Below are 22,815 nucleotides of genomic sequence, written 5' to 3'. Positions count from 1 at the left end.
AAAAAAGCGTGAAGACTACTCTGCGGAAGCTGCAGATTCTTCTTCGACGGCGATGGCGTCAATGGTGGCGATAACGAAGTTAGCTTCAATGGCCAGTTCCGTGCCAGCTGGCAGGATCAGATCCGAGGCGAGGACCTGCGTGCCGGCTTCCATGCCAGCGATGTTGGCGACAACGTGGTCCGGCAGGGCGACGGCTTCAGCCTGAACGAGCAGCGACGGGTGATCCAGCGACAGCTTGGCGCCGGGAGCAACTTCGCCTTCTATGCGAACGAAAACCTCGACGGAGACCTTTTCGCCCTTCTTGACGGTCAACAGGTCAAGGTGGTCAACGGTCTGGCGCAGTGCGTGGCGCTGAATGTCCTTCACCAGGGTGACGTGGTTTTCGCCATCCAGGTCGATGTTCAACAGAGCATTGGACTGGCGAACTGCCAGTGTGGTCTGCTTACCGGGAAGCAGCACGTGGAGCGGCTCGGCACCGTGGCCGTAGATTACTGCCGGGATCTTGCCGGCGATGCGGGCCTGGCGAGCGTAGCCCTTGCCGAAGTTGGCGCGTGCTTCTGCTGTGATGTTCAAGAGTTCAGACATGAGTCCTCCAAGATGGTTGTCGGTTGCTGCCCCCGGGTTCGGGCCTAGAAGCAACACGATCCATCCGAAAACGGAACCATGTCTAACGTCTAGCCTCGTCGATAACGGAACACCGGAAAATTCCTTTGTTCCCTCGCCTGGGCACTATAGGAAAGAATATCAGCAGGAGGACCGTGCCGCCAAAAGATGAAAGCCTATGCTGATGATCCTCATGCACTCTCAGCCCCAGCCTCAGGACAGGCCGACACTTTCATAAGACTTCAGCAATCGGGCCTCCCGCGCTTCCGAATAACGAGTGTCAGGCACCGGATAACACGTGTGTGAGCGCTCCACTTCGGGTATCGGCACGTATTCACCAGCACGAAATACACACGTATTGTCGGCAGGGCTAGTAGATCTTCAAGATCGATGACGAGGGTGAAATGCCCTTGAGGTGGCGACCCCAGATCACCACCCCAATCGTCCTAGCCGGAGCCGGTGACCGGCGGGCAACGTTTCAGCGGTCCGCACCCCCCAGCAGCCATCGGCTCCTCCTAATCCCCGCACCTGGAGGCAGGAGCAGGATGACAAGTGTGGCCCCGGTCGTTGACCGGGGCCACACTTGTCGTCCTAGCAGAATTCTTAGCTGTTGCCGTCGAACAAGCTCGTCACGGAACCGTCCTCGAAGACTTCCTTGATCGCGCGTGCCAGCAGCGGAGCAATTGAAAGGACCGTCAGCGTCTCGAAACGCTTAGCTTCGGGGATCGGCAGGGTATCGGTGACCACGACTTCACGGGCACCACACTCGGATAGGCGCTGTGCCGCCGGATCGGAGAAGACGGCGTGCGTGGCGGCAATAATGACATCCTTGGCGCCAGCATCCTTCAGCACCTTCACGGCACCGGCGATCGTTCCGCCAGTATCGATCATGTCATCGATGAGGACGCAGGTACGTCCCTCGATCTGACCGACGACGGTCTTTGAAACCGCCTGGTTCGGCACTGTCAGATCACGTGACTTGTGCACGAATGCCAGCGGCGCACCGCCGAGGCGTTCGGCCCACTGCTCGGCAACGCGCACGCGGCCCGTGTCCGGAGAGACAACGGTAATCTCGTCGCTGCCGACACGTCCACGGATGTAGTCCGCAAGCAACGGAATCGCGAAGAGGTGGTCGACCGGCCCGTCGAAAAAGCCCTGAATCTGCGAGGTGTGCAAGTCAACGCTCATGATGCGGTCCGCACCTGCGGCCTTGAAAAGGTCGGCGACAAGACGCGCCGAGATCGGCTCACGCCCACGTCCCTTCTTGTCCTGGCGGGCATAGGGGTAGAACGGCGCAACGACCGTGATACGGCGGGCGGAAGCGCGCTTCATGGAATCAACCATGATCAGCTGTTCCATCAGCCAATTGTTCAGCGGCGCGGGGTGCGCCTGGATGATGAAGACGTCCTTGCCGCGAACGCTTTCACCCGAACGAACGTAGATCTCACCGTTGGCGAAGTCGTATGCGGACATGGGCAGTAGCTCGGTGCCGAGCGCGTCAGCAACAGCCTCTGCCAGTTCGGGGTGGGCACGGCCAGACGCCAACACCAGCTTCTTGTCGACGTTGTGGCTGAGTTCACTCATGGGGTTCGCTTTCTCGCTGAAACGGTGTTCGAAATGACTCGAGGGAAAATCTTGGTGTGCTAGTGTGCGGCTTCGGCGGCTTGGGCCGACGCACTGCCCGGACGCTTCGCTACCGTCCAGCCCTCGGCATTGCGCTGGGGAGCAATCGAAAGTGCCAGCGCGCCGGCAGGGACGTCCTTGCGGACGATGGCCCCGGCACCCGTGTAAGCGCCGTCACCGATACTCACCGGTGCCACGAATACCGTGTTGGAACTCGTGCGCACATGGGAGCCGATGACCGTGCGGTGCTTGTTGACCCCATCGTAGTTGGCGGTAATGTTACCGCAACCAATATTGGTGTATTCGCCAATCTCCGCATCCCCGGCATAGCCGAGGTGCGAAAGCTTTGAGCCGGTGCCGATCGTGACATTCTTCGTTTCGTAGAATGCGCCGATCTTGCCCTGTTCACCCAGATCAGTCTTCGGGCGAAGGTAGGCGAATGGACCCACCGTGGCGCCGGCGCCGATCTGCGAATCGGTTGCGTCGCTGCGCACCACACTCGCTCCACGCCCGACCCTGACGTTGGTCAGGGTTGTATCCGGGCCGATGATCGCGTCAGTGCCTATGGCAGTCAGGCCGTGCAACTGCGTTCCCGGCTTGATGGTCACGTCGTTGGACAGGGCGACCTCGACGCCGATCCAAGTGGTCGCCGGGTCGATGACGGTGACCCCAGCGCGCATCCACTTCTCAACGATGCGTCGGTTCATTTCGGCACCCAAGGCGGCCAGCTGGACGCGGTCGTTGACGCCCTCGACCTGCCAGCGGTCTCCGGTCACGACGGCGGCAACACGTCCCCCGGCGCGGCGGGCAATGCCCAGCACATCGGTCAGGTACATCTCGGCCTGGGCGTTGTCCGTGGTGACCTGTGCAAGTGCATCGCGAAGGACTGCAGCGTCGAAGGCATATATTCCGGAGTTGATCTCGCGAATGGCTAGCTGCTCATCGGTTGCGTCCTTGTGTTCGACGATTCCAATGACCGTTCCATCATCGGCGCGCAGGATCCGCCCGTAGCCGGTGGCATCATCCAGCAGTGCAGTCAGCACGGTGACAGAGTTCTCGTCGACCTCGTGGACGGCAACAAGCTCACGCAAAAGCGACGTGGTCAGCAGCGGAACGTCCCCGTACGTAACGACGATGGTGCCCTCGGTGTGCTCGGGAAGCGCCGCGAGGCCCAGCTGGACGGCCCTGCCCGTCCCCGGAACCTCGTCCTGGTCGGCAATGATCAATGAAGGGGCGATTTCGAGCAGGTGCTCGACGACCCTGTCGCGTTCGTGACGAACTACGGCAACCAGCTTTTGCGGCTCAAGCCCGGAAGCTGCGGCAATCGCATGTCCCACCATCGAACGCCCACCGATTTCGTGGAGGATCTTGGGTTTGGCAGATTTCATTCGGGTTCCAGCCCCGGCGGCTAGGACGATCACGGCTGCGGGTTCGGTGGCTTCCACGCTCAAAATGTGTACTCCCATGGGATTGATTGGCCGGACACGGCCAGTCCATTCTATCGCGAGACTGCAGGTGTCCTGGATCAATGGTTACAACGTTCCGCCCATAGGACTCGAACCTATACTCCACAGCTCCAAAGGCTGGGGTGCTGCCATTACACCAGGGCGGATTGCGCCACGGATTTACTCCCTGAACACAGTGAACTATTCTGCCATGCCATCGGCCCCGACGCGACTTCGCGTCAGCCCTAACCCAATACAGGCCCGATTGGGCCTATCCTTAATTAGTGGACACCCGAATTAGCGGGATAAGGAATCCTGCTGGAAAAATGTCACTGATGTCAGAAGCAAAGAAGTAACGCCGGACTTTCACCGACGAATACAAACGAGAAGCCGCGGCCCTGGTCATCGACACCGGACGCTCCGTCGCGAAAGTCGCCCGCGAAATCAATGTCGGCGATCAAACCCTGGGCACCTGGGTCCGGGTTGAAAAGGACCGGCGCGGGCTCGGCGGCGAACCAACCGGGGCCCTGGATGAGGATGAACGCGCTGAACTCAAACGCCTGCGTCGCGAGGTCTCCGATCTGAGGGAAGATAACCAATTCCTGGGAAAAGCGGCCTCCTTCTTCGCGTCGAAGCATCACCCTCGGAACGTTTCGAACTGATGCGCGCGGAGAAGGAGAACTTCTCGGTCAAACGGATGGCCCGCCTCCTGAAGGTCTCGGCCTCCTACTACCGCTGGAACGGGCGGCGGCTCCACGGACCGAGCCCGCGCGCGGTGAGGCAACGTGCACGGGATGCGAAGGTCGCGAAGGTCTTTGAGGAGTCCGACCAGACCTATGGGGCTCGCCGCGTGGCAGCCCAACTTCATCGGGAGGGCACCGTGGCTGATCGCAAGACCGTGGCGCAGTCCATGCGCCGGCAAGGCATTGAGGGGATCAGTCCGCGCAAGTTCCGTCCGGTGACGACCATCCCGGGCGTGGATACCCACCACTTGCCTGATTTGGTCAAACGCACGTGGGATCGCGGGCGGCTGGATGCGGTGTGGATTTCGGATATCATCTACCTGCGAACGCGTGAGGGCTGGTTGTATTTGTGTGCCGTGCGCGATGGTTGTTCCCGCAGGGTCCTGGGCTGGGCGATGGACTCGGTGCAGACCACCGACCTGGTTGAACGGGCGTTGAGGATGGCCTACACGTTGCGTGGGACGGTTCCTGCTGACGTGGTGTTCCACGCGGATCGGGGCGCCCAGTTCACCTCGACGCAGCTGTGGGAGACGGCTCGGGAACTGGGTGTGCTGCAGTCGGTGGGGCGCACCGGGGTGTGCAGGGACAACGCGATGCAGGAGTCATTCTGGTCGCCGTTGAAAACCGAATACTATGACCGGCGAGTGTGGAAGACCCGTGCCGAGGCGAAGCGGTCGGTTGCCTGGTGGATCGAGGATTTCTATAACCGGCACCGGTTGCATTCGAGCATTGGGATGGTGCCGCCGGTCGAGCGTGAGCTTGCCTTGAACACTCCGGTCGGCCTGGTTGAAATGGAAGAAGAGGTGCTCACGCTAGCTGCGTGATGCGGAACACGTGTCTACTACTTGCGGGCAACCCCACGATGGGTTAGTTAGTTTCCCCGGGAACTCTGGATCCCCGGGAAACATCCATGGGGCCGACAACGGCTGGGGGGAGAGCCCCCGAGGGGTTCCATCGTCGCCGGCCCCTGTCAATCAGCAGATTTCGCAACCGCCAAGAGATGGGCCGAAAGTAATGTCAACACGGAAACTTTCCCCGGGAGCACTAGGTTTCCCGGCTCATTTGGGCAAGAGGAAAACCTGAATCCTCCGGTCGAAGCAAACGGCTACTTTGACAGATTTCGTGCAATCTACGTGGACATCGACAGTGGACGATAACCGCCAAGGAGCGCGTCCGCTTTTTGCATATCAATAAGCGCCAACCGGATGGAGCATGACTTTGAATGTCCTCCACATGATCATGAGGTCGCCGGTTACAGACCAGTTTTCCACGTAGTAGAGGTCCAAACGGACCCCCTCTTCCCAATCGAGGTCCGAGCGTCCGCTCACCTGCCATAGACCGGTCAATCCCGGTTTGATATAGAGCCGACGTCCCACATGCCCCTCATACTTGGCGACTTCTTTGGGAAGCGGCGGTCTGGGCCCGACCAGTGACATGTCTCCACGGAGCACGTTATAGATCTGAGGCAGCTCATCAAGGGAAAACTTTCGCAACCACGCTCCGACCTTAGTGACGCGTGGATCATCCTGGAGCTTGAACAAGAGACCGCTTCCCTGGTTCTTGGACTGCAGCCGTTCAAGTTCTTCCTCGGCGTTAACTACCATTGAGCGAAGCTTGAACATCTTGAACGACTGGCCGTTAGTTCCGATTCGCTCCTGCGCAAAGATTACAGGGCCTTTGCTGTCCTTCTTGATAAGCAGCGCCAGCACACCGAGCAACGGGGCAAGTGCGAGAAGTGCAACGGCCGAAAGTACGATGTCCATCGCACGTTTCACGATATGGTGCCCACCTGAAAAACTTGGCAGGTCGACATGCATGAGAGGCAATCCCTCTACTGGCCTCACACTGATTCGGGGACCGGCGACATTGGTCAACGAGGAAACCACGATCACTTGTGTCCTAGATTTCTCGAGTCTCCAGCTCAAGTCCTTAAGGGAGGCATTACCGCCGTCGAGCGGGCCGGCGACGATGACCGAGTCCGCGCCCAATATCGGGATTATCATCTCCAACTGATCCAACCCAGAGAACCAAGGTATTCCATTTTCTGCCGTATCGGATACAGCGGGCTCAGCAGAAAGGAGGCCAACGATCCGATAAGCCGGCCCGGCATTCTTGCCGAGCTGACGGATGACATAATCGATATCCGAGGCACACCCCACCACAATGACTTGGGAAAGCGCTCGTCCTTCACGTGCTTTTCGCCAAAGCCACTTTCTCCACGTCCATCGCTCAATGAGCAGACAGGCCAGCCCGGCAGGCAATCCGACAAATATCAGGATGCGCAAATCGGTATTTCCCGTCCCTACGGCAATGACTGCCGTTGTACCTGCAACGATGGCAGTGGCGTCGATAAGCCTCTTGTATTCCTTGGATCCGACGCCAATTCGCTGTGGTGATCTGGTCCGGCAGAGCACTAAAAGGAGGATCCATAGCATCGCGACCCCGGTATAGGCGGCAATTATGTGAATTGATCTTGCTCTGACCAGTACAGCAACCGCGAGACACGACATCACGATAATGCTGGCGTCCGAAACCATTAGTATCCGAGTATAGAACTGGCGCCATTTCAGACCGGAATATGGTTCCTGTTCGCTAACGATCCTTAGCGGCCAATCCTGGACGGCATGTGTCGTCGAGTCTGCGGCCAGAGACTCATGAGTTCCCCAAGAACCATGTGTTTGCGTCACGCTGCCATTCCCCCCATAGCTGACGGCCGCGCACACCAGAGCTAATTCGGCAAAAACCCTTTGGATTGGAATTTCCGTTGGCAATGGCTCTCGCTACCGCTAAATAGACAATGCGGCGCCCCCCTGCGGGCCGCCTGCCCCGAGCCTACGAAGCGATGTCTGTGGCAGCACGAGTACCCAACTACTTCAATGAGCTTGATCTCCACAAGACGTCCCGCTTTGAATACTCGCGCCAGCGCGAAGTTACCTATGGCGATCCGATGGTCCGTGTCTGTGCCGAATTTATTGGCGTATTTTTTATACTGATTCCGGCGTTATGGACCGACACGACTACTGTTTAACTACTGGTTGCCTCCGCCCAATGCCGGGTTTCCATACCTAGGGGATACCACCTCATACCTGCAGGTGATCTCCTAGATGCGATGGCAAGCATCAACCAGTCCTACTTGAATATTTGCTCGTATGGGAGCCAGCAATATTGCGCGGGGGGACCACCGCGGGAAAACGCGAATATTCTCAGTGGGAGCCACCAGTGGCGTTGCCGGGAGCCACTTAGCTGGCGGAGTGGTGGTAGACGCCGCGACGTAAGCACGTCCGGTCTGGACCGGTCGCCCCTGCAGGCTGCCGGGGACTACCAACCACGGGAAGTGCACGCCGGACTCTATCCCGGCGGCGATAGCGGGGCTGCTATCCGGCGGGGAAGCCCCTCAGCAAGTGGCGCGAGCCCAGGGAACGCCGTTACGGCCCAGCCCTGCCTGTTCTGCGCGCGTTGTCCGCAGATGGGCCGGCACCGGCGTCCACGCCGATGTGGACATGGCCCGGGACGTCCACCACACCATCCGGATCTGAGCCGGAAGGCGCGCATGACGCGAGAAGTTCGGCGCCGTTCAGGAATAGATAGGCCCGTGGGAGACTGGTGGCTCCCACGCGGGGACGTACCGGCCCCCAACGGCAATAATAGGTGGTCCCCAAAGCGTCGAATACTCACCTACTTAAAGCAGACTTTGACGATGCTGGCGCGTAGCGCCTCTTGGGTTGCGATAATCCTGAGAGACGACAAACCAGTTACGTGGACTACCGCTACCCAGTGAGACTATGCGCCAGATGCCTCACATTGGGGCCATCCCGGTCCGGTGACCTTCAACTTATCTTGACCGAACCAGCTTGAAATGCTTGCCGAATGTTGGACAGAATAATTCAGATCCATACTGTCGGGGACCAGTTCAGTTCGATACCCTTTTGATTCCGACCCTTGCGGCCCAGGTTCTTGCGCTGGGCTTGCTTCAGAATTTTAGCAACGTCCCCTATTTGCGAGATTTCAGAGACTCCATCTCGCCCAGTTCCTTCCGGGTCCGCATCCCCAGCTTGGCAAAGATGCGATAAAGGTGGCCTTCAACTGTCCGTTGGGAAACGGTCAGCTTCTTGGCAATATCCTTGTTGCTCAGCCCCATTCGAGCTAAATCGACGATCTCCCACTCGCGTAGAGTCAGCCCCCTAGCCGCTAAGGTGTCTGCAACGATTCCCCATGGTTGCCCGCCCAAAGTTCCAAGCCATTCATCTAGTTGCCTCAAATACAGCCCCTGTTGCCGTCCCGGAGCCGCATTCGCCAGGATCCCCACAATTCTTGCTACGGATTCCACTGCACAGACCATTTCATTATTTTCGTAGGCCGCCCCTGCTAGTTTCTCAAGCTCCGCGACAACGCCAGCTTGTGCCCGCCCGATGAGCCGTGCTTGGAATTCTTCACGCTTTCCATGTTGGCTCCGTTGTCCAGCTAGAAATCGTCTGCCTAAAGAGTTACTGAATTCTTTCGAAATCCCAGTGCTCCAGCAAAGAAATAGTGCTTCCTGCTCGGCTACCCGATTTGGCTGCGCGGCCAAGGCCTCCAGACTCGCCTGAAGCATTCGTATGCTTGGACGAGCAAGCGAAAGTTCCCGGTAAATACTTGAGAGAAAGCGATCTCGTTCCCTCCAATAACCGCGGGCTGGCTTCCGTGAGTGATCTGCCCAGGGTTGGATGGGAGCTTCGGCGGCTTGGCCTGTCCCCTCATTCTTCGTATGGATACGGGTCAGATAGTCATTGACGGCACAAGCCATATCCAGCAAACCTTCTGGATCGCCTACGCTGAGTTCGGAAACAGCTTCAGCAATCGTGATGTGCGCTTCGCGCATTTTCCCTTGCTGCAGTTCATTGAAAGCTTGGCAGAAACTGAGGCTCCCGTTCGCATACAAAACATCCGCCGGATTGGAAAAAAGGAAACCGTTAATGGCGTCCAGGGCCCGATCGTAGTCTCCCAACGCGGTACTTGCCCTGGCCTCAATTACCGTCAGCGACAAACGGTAGCGGGTGGGTTGGAAAAATGTCTGCGGGTTCCAGGTCTGAACCTCGGAAACGAGTTCAGCTGCTTTTTCGAGCTCTCCTTCGTCGAAATGGAATCGCGCATCAATGATCCTTCTGATGATAGAAAGGTCTGCCTTGCCTTCTGCTTGGTCACCTGAAGGAGACAGACCAGGATCCAGATCTCCGGTAAGAATCCAGTGTGCGACACTTCGTGCCTCAAGAAGGATATCCGTTTGCTTTTCGCCTGCGTCCGGCAGGAGTGCGGAGGCCAAGAGATGCGGGCTATCCATCAACTCTGACTGGCCGAACAATGATCGCGCGCGCTCGACGAGGAGCTCCTTCGATGCGCTTTCCCCTGGAACCATCCGTATCAGCTGCCAGGCATCAGCATACGAGGCATTGTCATTTGCGGATCTTGCTGCTTCCACCACCGCTCTGGGGGCCGGTGATTCTCCGCTGTCGATAGCCCAGCGCACTTCTTCGAACCCAAGCTTAATTTCGTTCACATTCGAATCGATAAATTTTTGGCGGAGCGACCGATTGCGTCCTGGCGGAATAGCCGACCGCAGGATATTGGCATAGAAGCTGCTGGCTACGGATGCGGCTTCGGATGCGAGATTCACTCGTATCAAGCTGGAGGAATTGTTGCCTTCGAGTTCCACTCCCGTCATCTCCCCCAAAGCTTGGATGGACACGGGCCCTGCCAGTGAAAGGAGCTCCAAGGATTCCTGCTCGTCGGCCGGATGCCGTCGATGCAGGTCCCGGACTGACTCACGCAAACGGTCATCTGGTTCAGGAGCAACGTTATTCAGAACCCATTTCCCGCGCTGCTCGACAAAAAGTCCCTGTCTTTGCGCACCATCAACAAAACACCTAACCAGAAAGGGGTTTCCATTTGTTTGGTCCCAGATGATTCGGGCCGTCCCGGTCGTTACCGGCCCTGGCAAGAGCCCGGAGCAAAGTTGTTGGGTTTCTATAGTTCCCAACCTTCCCAGCTGAACCCGTTGAAGCAATGCACCGTTCTTCAGGGCATCGAGAGACAAGACATCCAGGTGCTTCTCCGTACTCAGGACTACCAATTTTGCCATTCCTGAATGAACCAACTGCCCAAGGACGAAAGCACTGGCCGAGTCTATGAACTGTGCCTCCTCGACGAGGATAAGCAGTCTCATGCCTTCCGGGCAATCACTCAGAATGTTCCGTACGGCCCGGATGATCTGGCGAAGAGCCTCGACATCGGAGGGAGCTCTCAGATTGCCCGAAAGCATGGGCGCAAGTGCTCCGAAGGACGTCTTCATAAGCGTTTGGCTGCAAAGCAGCCTCACTACGGGGCCATATCCCTCATCCAACGCCAATACCGACTGGACGAGTTCCTGTTTTCCGATACCCGGTGACCCAGCAACCAGTATCCCAGGCGACTCCGGATCTATGAGCACTTCATGAATCAGGTTTGCTTCCCGAACCCGTTCAGACACATAGCCCAAGTTATGCATTTGATTCAACCGAGCGCCCGAGAAGGGATTCGGCCATCTTGTGCAATTCCGTTCTTCCCCTGATCGTTAATTTCGAATAAATCTGGTAAAGGTGGCCCTCCACGGTACGTACGGAAACACTCGCCTTTTCTGCGATTTCCAAGTTGGACAACCCACTGGCTGCTGCCGAAGCAACGAACCTTTCACGTTTCGTGAGCAGGTCAAAGGGCGTTTCTTCCCCAAAATACCCGACGGGGTTTTCTCGGCTAGGGGAACTAGATAACCGGCGCAGATTAATCGATCGGGCGATCTGTCTTCTTTGCGCAGGAGAGAGGTAGTCATAGATCGCGGTGCCGTCCCCATGGGCAAAAGCGGCGAAACCCAACTCGATGAGCAGAAGCAGCGACTCGGAAATCAATGATCCCGATTCCTTCAGCACCCCGTCGGCGAGCAAGCCATAAGCCCGGGGAAAGGCACCTCCGGTCATCTCGCATAGATCTCGTAGCCGCGTCGCTGCCTCACGGTCACCCATGCGCACGAGTGCCGCCAGCGAATGAATCTGGAATAGGACTTCGCCCTTCGATTCGCTGATCCCTTCAAGGGCCCTTAAACGGGATCGTCCAGCCTCCTGCGAATGGATTTTTGCCATGGATAAGGCCCGAAAATACTCGGCGACCCAACCATAGGGAGTGCTTGTGCCAACCTGGAGTGAGCCTGAAGTCAGAGCCATCGCGGCCTGGCCGGTTTGGTGGAGCTCGGTATGACAGTACGCCAAGATACCGGCAACGGCCTCGTACTCCTCCGGCGGTCCGGTCAGCAAAAGCTGCTGTTCCACCGGGAACAAAAGTTCACATGCAGATTCAAAATCGCCGGCCGCCGCCAAAAGCACTGCGTTTGTTGATGCTGCAAAAGAAATGAGACCGGGGTCGCGCACGTTTCCCTGCAGGATGAATCCGGCCAAATTTGCGCACGCTTCCCAGTTGCCCAGTGTCAGGCAGGTCGTTAATAATGCCCGAAGAGTGTGGGCTAGACATTGGCTGGGGTCGCGGCCCGCTGCTGGCAGCCCACGTAGCAGACAAACCTCAGTGAGCCAGTCGACCAGTACGCTTGCGTCGACGCACCGATTTGCCCGGGCAAGGGCCTCCAGCAACGATGCCGAGGCCTCGTGAAGCTGAGGTGACTCCATGTGGTGAAGGCAGAACCCGTTGCGTATGGGATTCAGGACAGCTACCAAGCTCTCGACCAGGTCATCGTCCCCTGTCCGTAGTGCCAGCCGAAGTTCCAGGTTCAAGAGTTCCAGAGCCTGGTCCGTCACCTGACAGGTAGGCAAATGGGTTTCAGAGTTGATCGAAAGAACACCATATATTTGGTTTCGAGCATGGCTAACCAGCCCAAGGGCCTGTTGGCTACCACCGGCCCGGATCATCCCGGGTAAGGAACAAAGAACGCTGTCGAGTTTCGATATGTCCGATTCGTCATGCTCACTGTCTGACCGGGAAGTAATGTTCAGGCCCAGGGGCACCTGCTGCTCTGGGTCCCGGCTTCGCTCGTTAGTAGCCATGGTCCGGACACATTCCTCCAGGATCCTGCTGGACATCCTGACCACCCGGTTTGGCGAGTTGAAGTATTCAAGTAGTCCATCTGTATGAAGATCATCGACTTCGCACGCGGGGAAACCATCAAGAAGTTCTGGTTCCAGCGATTTCCGGCCAGCCACAAGTTCAAGTACTGCGTGTTGAACCGGACTGAGTCTTTCAATCCTCTTCCGGGCACTAGCCAGCATTCGTTTTCCAACGGGCCATGGTTCCGCAGAGAGAACCAGCGCCCCATGTCTGTTTTGCAGCACGCCAGCTTCCATGAATTCATGAAGGATGGCGTCTAGCCATTCGGCGTTGCCCTCGCTATAGGCCCAAAGGGTTGATGTCACGAGGGATGAAGGCCTGAGGTTTGTCGATTCCATAATAAATTCATCCACCTCGGACACCGAAAGTGGACGCACGCGCTTGTCGGCCAGTATGCCGGATCGGACCAGCCCAAGAATGTCCTCGGGAAGGTCCGCCTGGAGGTCGTCAAGGACAAAGAGTCGTACGACTCCAGCCTGCGCCAGCTGGGCTAGTACAGTGGTCGACCAGGGGTCAAGGCAGGAAAGGTTCTCCAAAATGAAGAGAGGCATTTCGTGCCCAGATTCGAATCGTTCCTGCAAGGCCCCAAAAACTATCACCGGTGAGGTGATCTGATCCTCTTCTAGGTCGATTAACAAGAAATGTATCGCACCGTATTCGATGCCGCATCCGTATCGTGTTCCGGACAATCGGTACACCTCGCCCACAAAGCCGGAATCGATGATTGCCTTGTTAACGGCATGTCTCTTTCCGCTACCCCTCGCCCCCCTGACGACGGCACCTTGGCTATGTCCTCCTTGAAGGATGCGGCCCAATCCACCAGCCAGCGAATCGTCGTCCAAGGATCCGTTTTGTCCCACGGCCCCTGCCATTGCAAGCACTTTTCCCAAAGATGCGGGCAGTTCAAATCCGCGCAATTCATTACTCACAAAACACCCGATCCCCAGTTCCGGATACCTTGCGGTCCACCCCCAAGCTGGGCCGCCAAGGCTTGATGTTCGTCATGCTACTCGTGGGCGAAGTGCTTAGCATCAGTAGTCATTCCATCGATGCTACTCATACGATGCAAATTCTACTTAAGTAACTATGAAGTACTGCCAGTGTTCCCAACAATTAGTCCAGCATGCACCTGCAACAATCGATTCAAATCGGACCGCTTTCTTACTCCCAGTTTTCCAAAGATCTGATAGAGATGGCTTTCAGCAGTGCGTATCGACATATCCAGTTCCTCCGCAATTTCCCTGTTGCTGCTGCCCAATCCCGCCAGTCTTGCAATCTCGGCCTGCCTCGTTGTCAGCCCCAGCTGTTCCACGGAATGCTTCAACCAATGTTCACGGATCATGGCGTCTTCATGTAGCGGTGACACAGACAATGCCCGGGCAGCAATGATTGAAGCCTCCAAACCCGGTGCCCCGACCGTGCCAGAACGATTCGGGGCATAGGCACGCGAGCCGGGGGTTCCGTCATCTCCAAAGGTCGCTATCTCACGGATAACTCCGGATAGCCGTAGATGTCCTAACTCCTCCATGGAAGCGGCCGCAGATAACAAAGGATCCCGACGGTGTGCACGAAATGCCTCCACGAACTGGCCACAGGCCTCGGAGAATCGTCCGCTGACATCAGGCACCAGTTCACCAAGGGCATCAACAAACTCCAGGTATCCATGGGAGATAGCCACCGTCGCTTCCAAGAGCGCCCATGAGGCGTTCCCCCGCCTGCGGTCTTCTCCTACCGTCTCCAACCATGCCGTCGCGGCGGCCTCCATGTTGCCAAGATCGTGGAGCGCCTGGATATGGAACAAAGTTTCAAAGCGTCCGGAAGTAAACGACTTCGTGTCGGCCGCCACGTCAATCGAAAAAAGCGCCGCCCGGCCGGCCTCCAAATCTCCCAAAGCGGCATATGAACTTGCCGTTGCGGCCAGAGCCAACCGCAGGAGTCCACGCGGGTCATAGGTCTTCAGTTGGAGAACCTCGGGTCCAAATTTGGCGATGGCCTCTTGGTGCCTTCCCATGAGCGAATCCAGCAAGCCTGAATAGAGCAAGCTCTCATGATTGAGGTTCGTGGCACTCTTCCCGCCCATCCAGCCGTCATCCAAAATGGCCTTGGCCGCGACCCAATCGCCGGACACGAGTTTCAGCCCAAAAAGTTGCAGCCTGGCATCACGCGCTATACTCCCGGACTCAAATGATTGATGATTCAACAGCGTCATTTCGCTTCGCCGATGGACTCCGCCGTCTACCCTGCCAGCCCAAACCAAAGCTGTATCAAGGGCAACCTGCCATTGACTCAGCATGCCTCCTTGTAGATCAGGATGGACATATATCTGGTTTTCGATCCAGCGTGAGTGGCCGAAATGCATCGAAAGTTGAGCCAAGGCGACGGAGCCATCGGCAGTACAAATTTTATATGCTTTGTCACCTAGAAGATTTTTCTCATATTTATCTCGGACTACTTCTCCGACTCGTTCAATCATTCGGAACTGCTCCGCTGCAGACGAAGCTCCCGAGTGAGCAAAGTACTCGATGATGCCATAAGCCAGTCTGATGTTAGCCACCTGGTCTGCTATGGAAACAATCCCTGGCCAGTCGCGGAAGTCGCCTTCCCCGTTCAGGAGCCAGTCCGCCATGGGAAGGCCCATGACTTCCTGCATGGCAATCGAAAGATGACCACACCGGATCAACGCGATCAAGCGGGCAGCCTTGAAGCGCACCGATTCCGAAAGCTCAAAAACAGCGGGCAGGAGCTCCAGCGCACGCTGCACATTTCCGTCCGAAATTGATCGCTCAATTTCTTCCATAATCCGCTCAGGTGAAGTCTCGACACCGCTCAGGCGTTCCCAATCGAAGAGTTTCGCCTGCGAGACTCCCACTGGATAACCCGCACTTTTCTTTAACAGATTCAAAAGCATTGATGCCCGACCTGGACCGACATGAGCAACGACGGCTCTTGGTGCCGCTTCACCCCTGAGCCGAACGGTATGAAGGTGGCTCGGCCCAATCTCCAGTATCCCGGAGTCATGGACGCCATCCAGCTCATCTGCGTCGACGATCTTCAACAATGCGCTCAGCGGCAGCCCTCCAGAGAGCGCCACCAATTCTATAGCGGTGCGTTCTCCTTGGGGCCTTGATTCCAGAATCCGCTTCCAGAGGCTGGCTGTATGTTCTCCAATCGGTCCGGAGACTCCTGAGACCACCCAGTGGCCCTCGGAAAGGCAAAGATATCCTGCCTCCATCCAATCCAGCGCCAGGAAATGCAGGAAGTGACGCTGGCCAGCCGCCGCCGACCAAAGTTGGAAGACCGCGGTCTGGCTCACGGATCCGTTAAGGGCCGACTGTATCCATGCCCGGGCTTCATCGAGAGAAATCGGCAGGATGCGGATCCGATCAAGATGAGCCAGGCGCGACAGCTCCGGTTCCCTCCCCTGCTGCCTAGTGTATGACAGGGCAAGTACCGATACTCCCCCGGTAATAACCAGGGCACCCAAAACCGCGATCCATTCCTCAGTCACCATGTAGCTGTTTCCCACATATACCACGATCGGCAACCCACTGCTTTCCCCCAGCAGCCATGCATGCAGAGCATCGACGTGGTCCTGACGATCTCCGGTTTCCGACCAGGGGACAAGTACAAGAGCCGAGAACTGGACTAGATGGACTTTGCCCGACAATCCTTCCAGCACCCGGTGGATGATTCCGTGCCGCCCGGCACCGATATCACCATCAAGGACTGCACCGTAGCCGTTAAGCAGGGAGTCGCCGACACGCTGGACCAGATCTTCATCCAGCGGGTATCCCCAGACGGCATCACTGCCCTGGATTCCGGTCACACCTAAGGAATCCCCGTCTGCAGTCCCCCCTGCGCCCCATGCCACGTGCCACCAACTCCCCCAGTCCCTAATGGCATCTAACCACTTCAGAACGCGAAAAGGCACCCATCGTTCAGACTCTGGTTGGTCGGTCGGACCACCTGGTCGTCAGTCCCCGACGATTTCCGCGGCGTTCAGCCAGGCCTCTTCCAGCAGTTCCTGCTCGGATTCGACGGCCTTGAGCTTCTCGCCCAGCGGGCCAAGGTCATCGAACTTCATGACATCGGATGCCGCTGCCATCTGCTCATGCAGCTTCTGCGCCTGTTGCGTCAGCTTGCCCAGCTGCCGGTCGATCCTGTTGATTTCCTTGCGGGCATCTCGCTTTTCGGCCTCGCTGTACTGCGGAGCCGCTTCGGGGGTGCTCTCGGTCGCATCGGCTTTCCCCGCAGGGGAACCGGGCTGGTTGGTGCCTGCGGCGGGCATCGCATGGCGGAGTTCGAGGTACTGGTCCACGCCGCCAGGCAGTCCACGCAGCTTCCCGTCGCCCAGCAGGGCGATCTGGTGGTCGGTGACGCGCTCGAGCAGGTAGCGGTCGTGGCTGACCACCACGAGGGTGCCGGGCCAGCCATCGAGCAGGTCCTCGACGGCCGAGAGGGTGTCGGTGTCCAGGTCGTTAGTGGGCTCATCGAGCATCAGCACGTTTGGCTCGCCGATGAGCAGGCGCAGGAGCTGCAGGCGGCGGCGCTCGCCACCGGAGAGTTCCTTGACCGGTGTCCACTGCTTCTCGGGGCCGAAGCCTAGCTGTTCGACCAGCTGCCCGGCGGAAACCTCCTTGCCGCCCACCTCGAAGCTGCTGCGTTCGGAGGAGATGACCTCGATGACGCGCTTGTTGGCCACCTCGTCGAGCTCCTTGACATCCTGGGTCAGGATGGCAGTCTTCACCGTCTTGCCGCGCTTGATCGTGCCGCTGGTGGGCTCGATTTCACCGTTGAGCAGGCGCAGCAGCGTGGATTTTCCGGCGCCGTTGACCCCGACGATGCCCAGGCGCTCTCCGGGAGCCAGTCGCAGGGTGACGTTGTTGAACAGGTTGCGGTCTGTGGTGCTCCCGTCCGGGTCGATGAAGGCCAGCGAGACGTGTTCCAGATCCAGCACGTCCTTGCCCAGCCGGGCCGTGGCCAGCTTGGACAGAGCCACTGTGTCCCGGGGTTCGGGCACGTCGGCGATCAGGTCGTTGGCGGCCTCGATGCGGAATTTGGGCTTGGCTGTGCGTGCCGGGGCTCCGCGGCGCAGCCAGGCCAGTTCCTTCTTGACCAGCTGCTGGCGCTTGCTTTCGATGACCGAGTTCATCCGGTCGCGTTCGACGCGGGCCAGCACGTAGGCGGCGTAGCCGCCATCGAACGGATCCACGACGCCATCGTGGATCTCCCAAGTGCGGGTACAGATCTCATCGAGGAACCAGCGGTCGTGGGTGACCACGAGCAGGCCGCCGGCGTTGGCGCGCCAACGCTTCTTCAGGTGCTCGGCCAGCCAGGCAACGCCCTCCACGTCGAGGTGGTTGGTGGGTTCGTCTAGCATGATGACATCGGGGTCGGCGATCAGCAGCTTGGCCAGGGCCACGCGGCGGCGCTGGCCCCCGGAGAGGCTGGAGACCGGAGCGTGCCAGTCGACTTCCGCGACGAGTCCGCCCATGACCTCGCGCACCTTCGGGTTGGAAGCCCATTCGTGGTCGGCGGCCTCCCCGACGATGGCTTGGCCTACCTCGAGGTCTCCGTCGAGCACGTCCGACTGGTCGAGGTAGCCGATGGTCACGTCCCCGCGCTTGGTCACCCGGCCCTCGTCGGGCTGCTGGCGCAGGGCGAGCAGGCGCATCAGCGTGGACTTGCCGTCGCCGTTGCGCCCGACCATCCCGATCCGGTCCCCGTCCTCCAGGCCGAGGCTGACCGAGTCGAGCACGCTGCGGGTGCCGAAGGAGACGCTGACGTTTTCCGCGCCGAGCAGGTGGGCCACGAGGGGCTCCTTTGTCTTGAGTCGTGTGCAGCGCGCCCGGGGGCGACCGCGGTGGGGGGTGGAGCTAGAGGATGCCCGCTCCGGGGACCGGGCCGTGGACCGGGAGCGCGGTGACGCCGATTTCATCGCCGAGCTGGGTGATGATCTCCCTGGCGTGGACCGGATCCGAGGCAAGCAGCGCGATGGTGGGGCCCGAGCCGGAAACCAGTGCACAGAGCGCACCGGCGGCCTCGCCCATGTCGCGCACGACGCCGAGCTCCGGGGCCAGGGCAAGCGCTGCCCGGGTCATGTCGTTGGCGATCCGCATGGGCAGCGCCTGGAGGTCGCCCTCCAGCAACGCACCAATCATCGCCGGGTCGACCTCGGTAGGTGTTGGCACGTCCTCCCCGGCGCGCAGCCGGTCCAGCATGCCGTAGACCCGTGGCGTGGACAGGCCGTAGCTGGCCGGCACCAGCACCCAGTCGGTGCGCCGGCGCAGCAGCAGCGGGGCGAGGTCATCGCCCACGCCCAGACCCACCGCCGCCCCACCGTGCAGGGCGAAGGGCACGTCGGCGCCTAGCCGGGCGCCGAGCCTCGCCAGTTCCTCGCGGTTCAGCCCGGTACCCCACAACGCGTTACAGGCTACCAGCGTCGCTGCGGCATCGGCCGAGCCGCCGCCCATGCCGCCGGCGATGGGGACGCGTTTGGTGATGCGCAAATCGACCCCAGCATGGTGCCCGGTGTGTTCGGCGAGCAGCCGTGCTGCTCGCACCACCAGGTTCTCCTCGCCCAGCGGGAAGGATTCGGGGTCGTTGACCGCAGTGGAGGCCGGGTCGAGGCTCACATGGATTTCGTGGTCCTCGCGTGCCGTGGCGGCGATGTCCTCGTAGAGCGAGACGGCGAGGTAGAGGCTGGCCACCGAGTGGTAGCCGTCCTCTCGTGGTGGTCCGACCCGGAAGTAGACGTTGATCTTACCCGGGGCCCGGGCAGTGACTGTCCTCATGCGCCGTTTTCGGCGAGGTTCGCCTCGTGGGCCTCGGCGATGCGGGCGAATTCATCGATGCCCAGCTTCTCGCCGCGGGCCTGCGGGTCGATGCCGGCACGTACCAGGGCCGCCTCGGCCGCCACGGCTCCCCCGGCCCAGCCGGACAGCGCGGCGCGCAGCGTCTTGCGGCGCTGGGCGAAGGCTGCATCGATGACGGCGAAGACCTGCTTGCGGGTTGCCGTGGTCTCCGGTGCGTCGTGGCGTTCGAAGCCGACCAGCCCGGAATTGATCTTCGGTGCCGGCCAGAACACGTTGGTGCCGATGACTCCGGCCTTGCGCATCTTGGCGTACCAGGCCGACTTCACGCTGGGTACCCCGTAGGTGCGTGATCCGGGTCCGGCTACCAGCCGGTCGGCCACCTCGTCCTGGACCATGACCAGGCCGTGGCGCAGCGAGGGGAAGTGCTCGAACAGGTGCAGCACCACGGGTACGGCGACGTTGTAGGGCAGGTTGGCCACCAGTGCGGTGGGGGCGTGCGGGAGCTCGGTGACCTTCATCGCGTCGGAGAGGATCACGTCGATGTTCCCGGCCAGCTCGGGCCGGAACTCCTCGATGGTCTTCGGCAGTCGCTCGGCCAGCTTCGGGTCGATCTCGATGGCCACGACGCGGGCCGCCGCATCGAGCAGGCCCAGGGTCAGCGAGCCGAGGCCGGGGCCGACCTCGAGCACCACTTCGTCGGCTGAGACCTTCGCCGCGGCGACGATGCGCCGGATCGTGTTTCCGTCGATGACAAAGTTCTGCCCGAGGGTCTTGGTGGGGCGTACGTCCAATTCACCGGCCAGGGCTCGGATATTGGTGGCGCTCAGCAGCGGGCGGATGGTGTTGGCTTCGTCAGTCACGACTCAATCCTAGTTCAGTGGCAGGGCAACACGATGGCCCCCGCCGTGCGGCGGGGGCCATCATTGTCACAGGGGTGCGAGGGAGATCGCCGTTTAACGCAGGCCCAGCTTGGAAGAGCAGTGCGGCCAGTGGCCCCAGCCGCCGTTGCTGCGCAGCTTTTCTGCCGTGGCGATCTGCTGCGCAGGGGTTGCCAGGTGCGGCAGCGCCGCGTACTTGGTGCCTCCGGCTCCGCGCCAGCTGCTGGCGCTGAACTGCAGGCCTCCGTAGTAGCCGTTGCCGGTGTTGGCCGCCCAGTTGCCACCGGATTCGCACTTGGCCAGTCCTGCCCAGGCGCCGGAGACGCTGCCCGGGGTGGAAACGCGCTTTGACTTGGCTGGGGTCGGCTTTGCCTTGGTCCCGACGGCAACCGTACGGTCCTCGGCCTTGGTGGTGACCTTGGTGTCGGTCAGTTTCTTGGAGACCTGCTTGCCGTCGTGGGTAATCACGGCGTAGGTGAGGGTGCGTTCCCCGTCCTGGCCCGGCTCCAGGACCTTGGTCGAACCAATCAGCAGCGCCTTGTCCTTGACCTTGTCCTCGCCCTTGGCGATGACCTCGGTTTCGGTGACCTTGACGGTCTTGACGCGGATGACTTTGACCTCCAGGCCCTCGGCGATGGCCGCACTGGCCTTGACCGACAGCTTGTCCTTTTGACCCAGCGTGACGTCGGCCTCTGCGAGCGCCTCGGCGACGGTGGCAGCAGTGGTGGTGGTCTTCTTCTTCTTGCCGTCAGCGGTGATGGTCACTGCCTTGGGTGTGGAGATCTCGATCGGGGCGCTCAACGATGCCAGCTGCATTGCGTTGCCCTTGTCGATGTCGGCGCCCTGGTCGAGCTTGAGCTGCTCGACGACGTCTGCGACGGTCAGGCCGGTGGTGTGAACCACTCGGTCGACACCGTCGATGGAGACCTTGACGGCCTTGTTGCGGCTGACCTCGATGACGCCGCCGTTCTCCGCCGGGGCATCAAGCGCTGGCGACACCACGTCGTCCTCATCCAAGATGACCTCGGAGGCCGCCAGCACATCGGCCACCGTCTTGGCCCGGGTGTCCACCGACTGGGTTTGACCGTCAATGGTCAGCGCGATGGTTTTGCCGCCACCGACGAAGGTGACGAGGCCCAGGATGAGGGCGGTCAGCACGGTCGCTTGCGCGCCGAGCTTGAACCAGCGGTTCTTGAGGACAGTCTGCACAGAATTCCAAACGTTGTCTTAATCCAGGCACGGGGTAAGTGGATACGGGCGGAACGCCCGCGAATCTCACGCGGTTTTCCTCCCGCACCGGCAACGCTGTCGGCGCAGATCAGGTGGCCACTTGCGTGCCGATGGTCATCCAAATTAACTGTCCATCAAAGCGCGGGCCCCGATCAGCTACCCGGAAACCTTCCCCGATCCCGGCTACTAGTTATCCACCGTAATCGAATCGTAATAAATTGACAAGCTTTTCACCCCCGAGAAGGCCTCCTAAGGGCCAGCTCAGGCGAAGGATCCGTAGACGGTTTCGGTGTTTGCCGCCAGCTGCCGGCATAGTACTTCCAGCTCCGTTCCGAGGTGTCCGGCCATGAAGCGGACCGTCTGCGGGATCAGGTAGCTGGCGTTGGGACGACCCCGGTACGGGTGCGGGGTCAGGAACGGCGCATCGGTTTCGACCAGCACCAATTCGGGCTTCGCCACCGACAATGCGGCTCGCAAATCGTGCGAGTTCTTAAACGTCACTGTCCCCGAAAAAGACATGTACCAGCCGTGCTCGTTGCAGGTCCGGGCAAGTTCGGCATCGCCGGAGAAGCAGTGGAAGACTACTTTTTCCGGCAGCTCGGTAGCCAGCAGCAGCTTAACCACATCGTTATGTGCATCACGATCGTGTATCTGCAGCGCCTTGCCGTGGCGTCGGGCGATGTCGATGTGCCGTCCGAACGACTCTTTTTGCGCCGCCACTCCCCCGGGGCCGGTGCGGAAGTAGTCCAGCCCGGTCTCGCCCACGGCCCGCACGCGGGGATGCGCGGCAAGTTCCTCGATGACGGCCAGCGCGGCGTCCAACTCCCCGGCCTCGGCCAGCCTCGGTGCATCGTTGGGGTGGATGGCCACGGCGGCCAGCACGCGCGGATCGGCTTCCGCCGCCGCCACGGCAAAGCGCGACGACTCGACGTCGCAGCCGACCTGGATGGCGCCGCTGACACCGACGGCGTTGGCCGTATCCAGCGCCTCGGCGACGCCCACGCTGATCCGCCCATCGCGGAAGTCCATGTGGGTGTGGTTATCCGGCACCGGGTACGGAAGCGGTTCGGGCGCTGGCGGGTAGTCCAGGTTGCGCTTGCTCCCGCCCTCCTCGGCTGCCGAGCGCTCGGAAACGCCCGCGGCCGTTCTGCTTTCACGCGGCAGGTAAGCCGGGGGCGTGGCTCCGGCAGGGACAACGGGCAGGGACCGGGAATCGGCACACATGGGAGGGAAGGACGCCTTTCGGAGTGTTGCGGATCGGTCTTCCAGATTACTGCCCCGCGACGGAGGGTGGGGCGTGGGTGCCATCACCCCATTCCTTAAGTACCCTTGAGCCAGACACCACCGCCCGCAGGAG

12 protein-coding genes, 1 tRNA gene and 1 pseudogene are annotated in these 22,815 nt (G+C 60.0%); 1 reads left to right on the top strand and 13 read right to left on the bottom strand.

Going from position 1 to position 22,815, the window contains the following annotated elements; translation table 11 throughout:
- Nucleotides 1–15 precede the first annotated feature (15 nt).
- From E9229_RS10580 to E9229_RS10565, 4 genes are all read right to left on the bottom strand, one after another.
- Complete coding sequence (locus E9229_RS10580) at nucleotides 16–585, bottom strand: 50S ribosomal protein L25/general stress protein Ctc (RefSeq protein ID WP_183511171.1); 570 nt, start codon at nucleotides 583–585, stop codon at nucleotides 16–18.
- 621 nt (nucleotides 586–1,206) lie between these two features.
- Nucleotides 1,207–2,187 carry a ribose-phosphate diphosphokinase gene (locus E9229_RS10575; RefSeq protein WP_183511169.1) on the bottom strand — a complete coding sequence of 327 codons (981 nt, stop codon included), beginning with the start codon at nucleotides 2,185–2,187 and terminating at the stop codon, nucleotides 1,207–1,209.
- 59 nt (nucleotides 2,188–2,246) lie between these two features.
- Nucleotides 2,247–3,692, bottom strand: coding sequence for a bifunctional UDP-N-acetylglucosamine diphosphorylase/glucosamine-1-phosphate N-acetyltransferase GlmU (gene glmU, locus E9229_RS10570; protein ID WP_345075371.1), 1,446 nt, complete (start codon nucleotides 3,690–3,692; stop codon nucleotides 2,247–2,249).
- Between the two features lie 74 nt (nucleotides 3,693–3,766).
- Nucleotides 3,767–3,838, bottom strand: a tRNA-Gln gene (locus E9229_RS10565).
- A 189-nt stretch (nucleotides 3,839–4,027) separates the two neighbouring features.
- On the opposite strand from E9229_RS10565, the pseudogene E9229_RS10560 reads away from it, so the two are divergent.
- Nucleotides 4,028–5,238, top strand: a pseudogene (locus E9229_RS10560) (IS3 family transposase); the annotation flags it as partial.
- Nucleotides 5,239–5,601: 363 nt separating this feature from the next.
- On the opposite strand, the gene E9229_RS10555 reads toward E9229_RS10560, so the two are convergent.
- The 9 genes from E9229_RS10555 to E9229_RS10515 form a co-directional block, all read right to left on the bottom strand.
- Nucleotides 5,602–6,951 (bottom strand): sugar transferase, encoded by a 1,350-nt coding sequence (locus E9229_RS10555; protein ID WP_183511167.1) that lies wholly within the window; start codon nucleotides 6,949–6,951, stop codon nucleotides 5,602–5,604.
- Between the two features lie 1,454 nt (nucleotides 6,952–8,405).
- Nucleotides 8,406–10,934 carry a LuxR family transcriptional regulator gene (locus E9229_RS10550; RefSeq protein ID WP_183511166.1) on the bottom strand — a complete coding sequence of 843 codons (2,529 nt, stop codon included), beginning with the start codon at nucleotides 10,932–10,934 and terminating at the stop codon, nucleotides 8,406–8,408.
- Entirely contained in the window at nucleotides 10,927–13,464 is a 2,538-nt protein-coding gene (locus E9229_RS19860; protein WP_183511164.1) for a helix-turn-helix transcriptional regulator, read from the bottom strand. The genes E9229_RS10550 and E9229_RS19860 overlap by 8 nt, the downstream gene beginning before the upstream one ends.
- A 155-nt stretch (nucleotides 13,465–13,619) precedes the next feature.
- On the bottom strand, nucleotides 13,620–16,361 hold the full coding sequence (locus E9229_RS19855) for a helix-turn-helix transcriptional regulator (protein ID WP_183511163.1): 2,742 nt from the start codon (nucleotides 16,359–16,361) through the stop codon (nucleotides 13,620–13,622).
- A gap of 147 nt (nucleotides 16,362–16,508) precedes the next feature.
- Nucleotides 16,509–18,347: an ABC-F family ATP-binding cassette domain-containing protein gene (locus tag E9229_RS10535; RefSeq protein ID WP_183511162.1), complete on the bottom strand. Its 1,839-nt coding sequence runs from the start codon at nucleotides 18,345–18,347 to the stop codon at nucleotides 16,509–16,511.
- Nucleotides 18,348–18,411: 64 nt separating this feature from the next.
- The gene (locus E9229_RS10530) at nucleotides 18,412–19,329 is read right to left on the bottom strand and encodes a 4-(cytidine 5'-diphospho)-2-C-methyl-D-erythritol kinase (protein WP_183511161.1); all 918 of its coding nucleotides are present in this window, start codon (nucleotides 19,327–19,329) and stop codon (nucleotides 18,412–18,414) included.
- Nucleotides 19,326–20,210 carry a 16S rRNA (adenine(1518)-N(6)/adenine(1519)-N(6))-dimethyltransferase RsmA gene (gene rsmA, locus E9229_RS10525; RefSeq protein WP_183511159.1) on the bottom strand — a complete coding sequence of 295 codons (885 nt, stop codon included), beginning with the start codon at nucleotides 20,208–20,210 and terminating at the stop codon, nucleotides 19,326–19,328. The genes E9229_RS10530 and rsmA overlap by 4 nt, the downstream gene beginning before the upstream one ends.
- Nucleotides 20,211–20,303: 93 nt before the next feature.
- The gene (locus E9229_RS19700; protein ID WP_183511158.1) at nucleotides 20,304–21,437 is read right to left on the bottom strand and encodes a resuscitation-promoting factor; all 1,134 of its coding nucleotides are present in this window, start codon (nucleotides 21,435–21,437) and stop codon (nucleotides 20,304–20,306) included.
- A gap of 282 nt (nucleotides 21,438–21,719) precedes the next feature.
- Nucleotides 21,720–22,682, bottom strand: a complete 963-nt coding sequence (locus E9229_RS10515) for a TatD family hydrolase (protein ID WP_183511157.1) — start codon at nucleotides 22,680–22,682, stop codon at nucleotides 21,720–21,722.
- Nucleotides 22,683–22,815 lie beyond the last annotated feature (133 nt).

The organism is Paeniglutamicibacter cryotolerans (assembly GCF_014190875.1).
Classification (GTDB): Bacteria; Actinomycetota; Actinomycetes; order Actinomycetales; family Micrococcaceae; genus Paeniglutamicibacter; species Paeniglutamicibacter cryotolerans.
The sequence above is the reverse complement of the archived record's forward strand: the minus strand, read 5'-3'. Positions and strand labels throughout refer to the sequence as shown.